Origin of the sequence: Xenorhabdus sp. KK7.4 (genome assembly GCF_963876465.1) — a bacterium.
Lineage (GTDB): Bacteria > Pseudomonadota > Gammaproteobacteria > Enterobacterales > Enterobacteriaceae > Xenorhabdus > Xenorhabdus stockiae.
This window is the reverse complement of sequence record NZ_CAWNQF010000046.1, coordinates 19,558-26,462: the sequence shown is the minus strand read 5'-3', so window position 1 is coordinate 26,462 and position 6,905 is coordinate 19,558. Positions and strand designations below refer to the sequence as shown.

Here is a 6,905-nt window from a genome sequence, read left to right as displayed (position 1 = left end):
TTTAGCTACGGGATATGTTATTTTTTATCTGGTATAACTATTTTTATGCTGGATATATTGGATGAGGCTGGTACTTTTCGTTTCGTCAATAATGACTAAATTGATTTACATCAAGTTATCATCTTTGTTTTTTTAACGTATTGGTTGTTTATTTTCTGGAAACAGAAGCGGCTGCTTTTAGTGCAGCATTATAGAGGTTTTTGCTGATTGAAGATTAAATAGATGAGAAATGTTTGTAAGGAAGTCTGTGATTTCTGTTTTAGTGAACCTTACGAACACAACAGTTAAGCCTGTCATTCGGGATAAAAGAGCAGGTGATTACCAGAAAAATCAATATTAGCTCTTTATACACAATGGATTTCAAGATGCATCGCGGTGGCAGGGGTGAGCGAGTGCAGATAATAAAAAAGTAACCTGAAAGACGAAGTGTATAACATGCCATATTTTGTTAGAATTTGTGACGTGAAATAGGGATTACTGTAGTGAATTAACAACAATAGGTTAATTGAATGGAAAGTATGTACCAGAAATTTAATGTTCTGAATAGAATTGACAAAATATTAATGGAGCATAAGCCCAATAATAGCACAGGTGTTAAACGGTTTATTTTAGAGTTTCTTTTCTTTGGTTTGATTAATGCCCGTTCGTGTTTATTTGCCGGTTTCTTTTTTTTAGCTTTATTTTTAGTGCCGGTAAAAGGTATCTTGGATATACCGCGTTATGATGTGCTGTTGGTCTTTGCAGTAGCCTTTCAGGCACTGTTAATACGATTTAAGCTTGAAACATGGGATGAATTTAAAGCGATATGTGTATTCCACTTAGTTGGTTTTATCATGGAGTTATTTAAAACATCAGCTTCTATCAGTTCATGGCAATACCCTGATGCCGCGTTCACGAAACTTTGGGGAGTCCCGTTGTTTACAGGTTTTATGTATGCCGCTGTCGGGAGTTTTATTATACAGTCATGGCGCTTCTTTAAAGTGCGCATTGAGCATTATCCACCGTACTGGATGGCAACATTGGTAGCGCTGGCTATTTATATCAATTTCTTTAGCCATCATTATATTGATGATTATCGCTGGTACCTGACGGCTTTTATTTTTGGGTTGTATGCCCGTGGCACTATTTTTTATACGCCATTGGATAAAGAACGAAAAATGCCGCTATTATTATCGTTTATATTAATTGGCTTTTTTATCTGGTTAGCGGAAAACTTCGGAACCTTTTTTGGGGTTTGGCAATATCCTAATCAGTTAGGCGCTTGGTCTGTTGTTCATGCAGGGAAGTGGGGAGCATGGTCATTATTGGTCGTTGTGACCTTTACGATTGTTGTCCACCTTAAACATATCAAATCAAGTGTGGCAATTGCCCGTTAGGGTAGTTTTGAAGTGGTGGGGTTCAGGAAATCACCCCACCATTGTCCACTCAGGTCGATGAGGTGTGATATAACTATTAATATATTTATTTTTACATCTATTGCATTGGCTTTGAGTGTTAAAATCTATTTATTTTAATAGATTGGTAAGTGTTTAATATATTCATTTATATAAATCCTAATAAATTAACCGCTCTTTTTTTGTTGTTTATTTTTATATTTTTATATTTGCAACTATACTTTTAATTAAATTAATTTTTCATTAAAAATGACCTTGAGTTAATGATCTTAAATTACATTTAATAAAAACAATAAATTAAATGAAAGCATTTATTAAAAATCATTCTAAATAGCATCAAATATTTTAAATAAAAGATGCTATTACCTGACTAACACACAACAATAGAGAGAAAGTTCAATGTCCCTTACATATGAATTCCTTGTCCAATGGACACCCTCAACCGGTGACTGGAATCTTTACCAGTTTATTGACTCTGATATTGCTGAGCTTCATTTAGTTAAGTCAGGCAATTGGCAGACAGTGAAATCAGGGCATCAACTTATTCCCATTGGTAACTATGTTATCGACAGGGAAATCTCATCCAACCAGTTCCGTTTGTGGCAAGTCGATATCGCTCAGTCAGATTTTCTGCCGTCTCTGATAACACAAGGAGACCTGAGTGCTGAGCTGGATCCTTCGATAGAAATTATTCCTTTAGGCAATTACTTGCTGTTATACAAGCCAGATACCGGTGCCTATCAATGCCGGCGTTTCGATCCATTCAGTAATACATTGATGCTTACTGCCGATAGCCCACAGAATATTACCGGACACTGGCAAACAATCACGAATGCGGATTTAATACCCGTTGCAGGTTATGTCGTCAGCCGGGACAGGAATGATGGTCAGTGCCGGACGTGGATGTTTGATGGCGGAAATGCCTCTGATATTCTGCCTGAACCACAAATTCCCGGTATGCAGTGGACAATTGACCAGAGCACGAAACTTTGCACGATGGGTGACAGAATTGTCGGCTGGGATCCTGATTCCCGCGATATTACCTTGTGGCCTGTTGATCCAACGCTGGCACATCCGGGTTTACCTTCAAAAACGATCACCGTCTGGGAGAGTGCCTTACCTGCTGACACCGTACTGTTTGGTCTAACACCGCTTGTTCCATTAGAGTTGCCAACAGGAGTACAGGGCGGAGCTGATGGCCCGGGCACAATTCCCTGGATGCGGCAACGGATCAAAAAAGTGGTCTATCTGATGCTGGAAAATCGCTCCTTAGACCATATGTGCGGTGATCTTTATACCGTGGATAAAGTCGGGAAATTTATTGGGTCTGATAAGCCTTTTGATGGCGCCAGTAATACGAACTGGAATGCAGACAAAAATGGTCAGCGCTATTATCAGACCAAATTCTCTGTACAAAGTGTAGATTACCCCAAAGGTGATCCCGATCACTCATACTCAGGTATTATTCAACAATTATTTGATGGCGCAGATCCCAATGCTGGGCATATTCCAGAAATGAAAGGTTTCGTCAAGAGTTATGGTTCCCGAGGAAAATCGCCTGATGAGGTTATGCATTATTACGACCCTAGTATGCTGGAACCAATGAGTCTGCTGGCGAAGCAATATGCGGTTTCGGATACTTGGTTCTGCTCTTTGCCGGGGCCTACTGATCCGAACCGCGCTTTTTCGCTAACAGGATCATCTTTCAGCAAAACGGAGAACTTCGAATCCGGAGACACCTATATTTCGTGGCCTAAGTTTCCTCGTCGTCCCTCAGTCTGGGATGTGTTATGGGCTCACGGTATTAAGGACTGGAAACTTTATTATCACGCTACATGGGGAGGACTGAAATATACTAATCAATTATTTTTAAAAGGGCATATCAAAGAAGTTGATCAGGAAACTGATCATTACAACACTGATATTAGTGAATTTATATCATCAGCCAAAGCAGGCACATTACCCGCGTTCAGTTTCATTGAACCCGCATGGCTTGGAAACTCATCAGGAATGGTTCCAAACTCCTGTCACCCTCCATCAGATATGGCACCCGGCTTAAAAATGGTGGCGGACATCTACAATGCTTTGCGTCAGGGACCCGACTTCGATCAGACACTGCTGATCATCACTTTCGATGAGCACGGTGGCATCTATGATCACGTTCCACCTCCTTATACCAATAATGCTTATCGTAATGATACTGAGGGAGGTTTTGGCTTTGATTTGCTTGGGGTACGTGTCCCGACGGTGCTCATTTCACCCTGGATAGAAAATTCGACAGTCTTTCGTTCAGTGCAAGAAGGACGCCAATATGATGCCACATCATTTCTTTCAACCTTGTTGCAATGGCAGGGAATACCGGCATCGAATTGGTGGTTAGGTGATCGCATACGGGCAGCTGCGAGTTTTGAATCGGTATTTCAGGCTAAGCATCTCCGCAAAGACATACCACTCAGTGTACAGGCTCCTGAGCTTGATCCTAAACAGCTCGACATGCCCATGAATGAGTTACATCAGCTCTTTATTACTCGCATTGTGTACACACTTTGTACAGGTATTTTATCCCCTGAAGAAATAGAGCAGGAAGCTCAGTGCATTTGCACCCTTGGAAGCATCCGGCTGGCAACACAGGCTTTGGATAAACTGGAGATCCGACTTAATGCTGTTCACTCAAAAAATTGAGAACAATAATTATCAGCGTCAGATAGTTATCTGACGCTGATTTGTTGCAATTAAATATTGGGTATATATAACCGGTAAAAAAACATATTGAATATTAAGTTTTTTTGAAAAAAAAGTTCTCAATATACCTTAAATAATGAGAGCTATGTTTAATTCTGGGTAATTAGATGATATTTTTTAATTCAGAAATGGTTTTTATTTTCCAGTCGGCAACATCCCAGTATGAGTGATCGTACTCAATGCTATTTGGTATAACAACGCACTTCATGGAAGCTGCTTTAACTGCAATCATACCGGTTTTTGAATCTTCTATTCCTATACATTCTTTAGGTGAAACATTTAATTTTTCCGCAGCATTGAGATAGACCATTGGGTGGGGTTTATTATATGGCATATCGTCTGCTGAGGAGATATAGTCAAAATATTTAGCGATATCACATTGTTCGACTATATTTAACAGCAGGGATAACGGAGAAGCAGAGGCAATACCAATCTTAATATTTTTTTGCGCTAATAGTTCCAAGCATTCCACTACACCATCCATAATTGGTTTTTCTGTAAGAATTAATTCAATCCCTTTGTTGAAAAAATCTTTTACAATTTCAGATTTATTTAAATCATTTTTATTATAAAGCTGGCAGACTCTATCTACCATACCTGGTACGGGTATCCCTGTCATATTAAACATTTCATCATAGGTCACTGGAACACCATAATGATTTAAAACTAGCATGCCAGATTTTTTCCATAGTGGCTCAGAGTTAATCAGCACACCATCCATATCGAAAATAACTGCTTTCATCATTATCTCCTTGCTTGGTTATATACATAATTTTTTTCTATAGCAATAAAATCATCTTTTTTGCGTTTTATTAAATTTCAGATTTATCAGATTATAATAATTATACTCTCATCATTCTGTAACTTATTATTTATCTCTTTATTGTGATATTAATCACAATAAAAATGGTGAAATTAATTAAATCTAATATTTTAATATAAACTTGGTATCAATACATCGGTAAAATTATTGATGCCACACCAAATATTTCACTCTTCGTGTACTCGTCGGATTCATCCTGTTTCTGAAAAAAATCTCGTATTCAGAGTATTGTTCTTTATCTATTATGCTTATCTTTGCAAAATAATATACATGGCCACAGTGGAAGTAATATGTTGGTTTTATCACCAAACGCAAACAAAGGACGTTAAAAAACACGGTATCAGCAAGTGTGGTCACCAGCGCTATCGTTGTTTATGCTGTAACCGTACTTTTCAGCTTGATTATTCTTATCGAGCCTGTCAAGCCGGAATGAAAGAACAAGTCGCTGAAACAATCTGGGTATCCGTGATACTATCAGCGACTTGCATATCAGTATTAATGCTCTCGTGGTCTTTAGCTTTATAGACCCTCCCAGATTCATGCTCTCCGTTTTTAACATAAACACTGTGCCATTAATAAAACCATCTAATTTCAGGAAATATATTCACTATTAATATCTTCATTTCTCTGGAGATTTATTATTAAAATCCTTTTAGTTGGTTTTTCGAGACATATTGATACCTGTAGCATAAAATCCAATTTTTTCATATAACCGAATTGCAGCTATATTATCAGGTTCGACTCGTAGGTTGACCGATTTAATACCAAATATTTCAACCTCTGACATCAATTTCTGTAGTGATTCAAAACCAAGCTTTTTATTTCTATATTCCTGTAATATATAAAAGTCCATAATAAATATGGATTTCTCTTCCGGTGTTTCTAAAATCCAAATATACCCTATATTGCATGATTGTTCTGAAAAGCTTTTATTAATAATGTATAATGAATTGTTTTTCTCAGGTTGATAATCAGGAAATGATGATTTAATAATGTTATCAGCTTTATTATAAGCTTGCTGCCGATTTAGTTGATGATTTTTTATTAAGTCATTGCTATATTCTTCAATAAAAATATCGCAATATGAAATAATTTCTTCTTTGTAACAATTCCTTAGCGTTATCATGCAGTTCTCCGTTTATTTCAGCAATCGAAAAATTCCCAGCACACCATGTAAAACTAATGTAACCAATATTGTATTAATGTGTAAATACACTAACAGACAGCCTGAAGAAAATCATCAGTTAAATTTTCAATCAGAATAAAATAAAATAATCAAGAAGCTTAACATCGTAAAGTATTTAAATTTTCAAAAAAATATCTCATTATCAGATAATTTAATAAAAATAAATTTCACCTCCGATAAAAAACTTAAAAAAATTTATTCTTAGCATAATTAATCTAAAAAAATATGTTGGTACTTGCGTTCTATCCTTTACAGAGTATCTTAAAATAAATAACCATATAAAATGAAGTATTATTTGCGAGGAGTTTCAGGAAGTTGTCTGGGTATCACCGGAAGCTATGAAAGCTATGGATCTGAATGAAGCAACACGGGTTACCTTTACCCAGAAGGGAATAATTTGACAGCTATTGCCGGCTCATCCCTGCCATTCATGATGAGGGCAGGGGCGATAGATTTGAGTGGAATTAACGTTACAAGCGTGATTTGGGAATAAAAATCTTTAATAATCAGGTTAATGGAGTTATCTATCGATATAAAATGGAATTTTTGTCATAAAATCCTTCCGAAAAACCCTGAATGATATTATGCTGCATTCGGTTGTGCTAAAACAGAAATACTGATTGTGATTAATGCGTTGTATCTCTTCGCCCAATTTAAGCAGTAGCTAAGGCCAGAATTTCTGAGTTAGTACGTCCTGGTATCAATAGCCCACAGAATCAATGCCAAGATTCTTGAGTGACCTTTAAAAAACAGTGGCCTT

The 6,905-nt window shown here is 37.0% G+C and carries 4 protein-coding genes and 2 pseudogenes; 4 read left to right on the top strand and 2 right to left on the bottom strand.

Annotated elements, in window-relative coordinates:
• Positions 1-509 precede the first annotated feature (509 nt).
• Both AACS90_RS05180 and AACS90_RS05175 read left to right on the top strand, forming a co-directional pair.
• A complete protein-coding gene (locus tag AACS90_RS05180; RefSeq protein ID WP_099121976.1) occupies positions 510-1,376 on the top strand; it encodes a DUF817 domain-containing protein in 867 nt (288 codons plus the stop codon).
• Positions 1,377-1,793: 417 nt separating this feature from the next.
• The gene (locus AACS90_RS05175) at positions 1,794-4,076 is read left to right on the top strand and encodes an alkaline phosphatase family protein (protein ID WP_099121975.1); all 2,283 of its coding nucleotides are present in this window, start codon (positions 1,794-1,796) and stop codon (positions 4,074-4,076) included.
• A 163-nt stretch (positions 4,077-4,239) separates the two neighbouring features.
• Here the strand turns inward: AACS90_RS05175 and hxpB are convergent, their stop codons facing one another.
• Entirely contained in the window at positions 4,240-4,881 is a 642-nt protein-coding gene (gene hxpB / locus AACS90_RS05170; RefSeq protein ID WP_099121974.1) for a hexitol phosphatase HxpB, read from the bottom strand.
• Between the two features lie 348 nt (positions 4,882-5,229).
• Between hxpB and AACS90_RS05165 the strand changes: the two are divergent.
• Positions 5,230-5,468, top strand: a pseudogene (locus AACS90_RS05165) (IS1/IS1595 family N-terminal zinc-binding domain-containing protein); the annotation flags it as partial.
• A 143-nt stretch (positions 5,469-5,611) separates the two neighbouring features.
• On the opposite strand, the gene AACS90_RS05160 reads toward AACS90_RS05165, so the two are convergent.
• On the bottom strand, positions 5,612-6,085 hold the full coding sequence (locus AACS90_RS05160; RefSeq protein WP_099121973.1) for a GNAT family N-acetyltransferase: 474 nt from the start codon (positions 6,083-6,085) through the stop codon (positions 5,612-5,614).
• 359 nt (positions 6,086-6,444) lie between these two features.
• On the opposite strand from AACS90_RS05160, the pseudogene AACS90_RS05155 reads away from it, so the two are divergent.
• Positions 6,445-6,546, top strand: a pseudogene (locus AACS90_RS05155) (nucleoside triphosphatase NudI); the annotation flags it as partial.
• Positions 6,547-6,905: the final 359 nt, after the last annotated feature.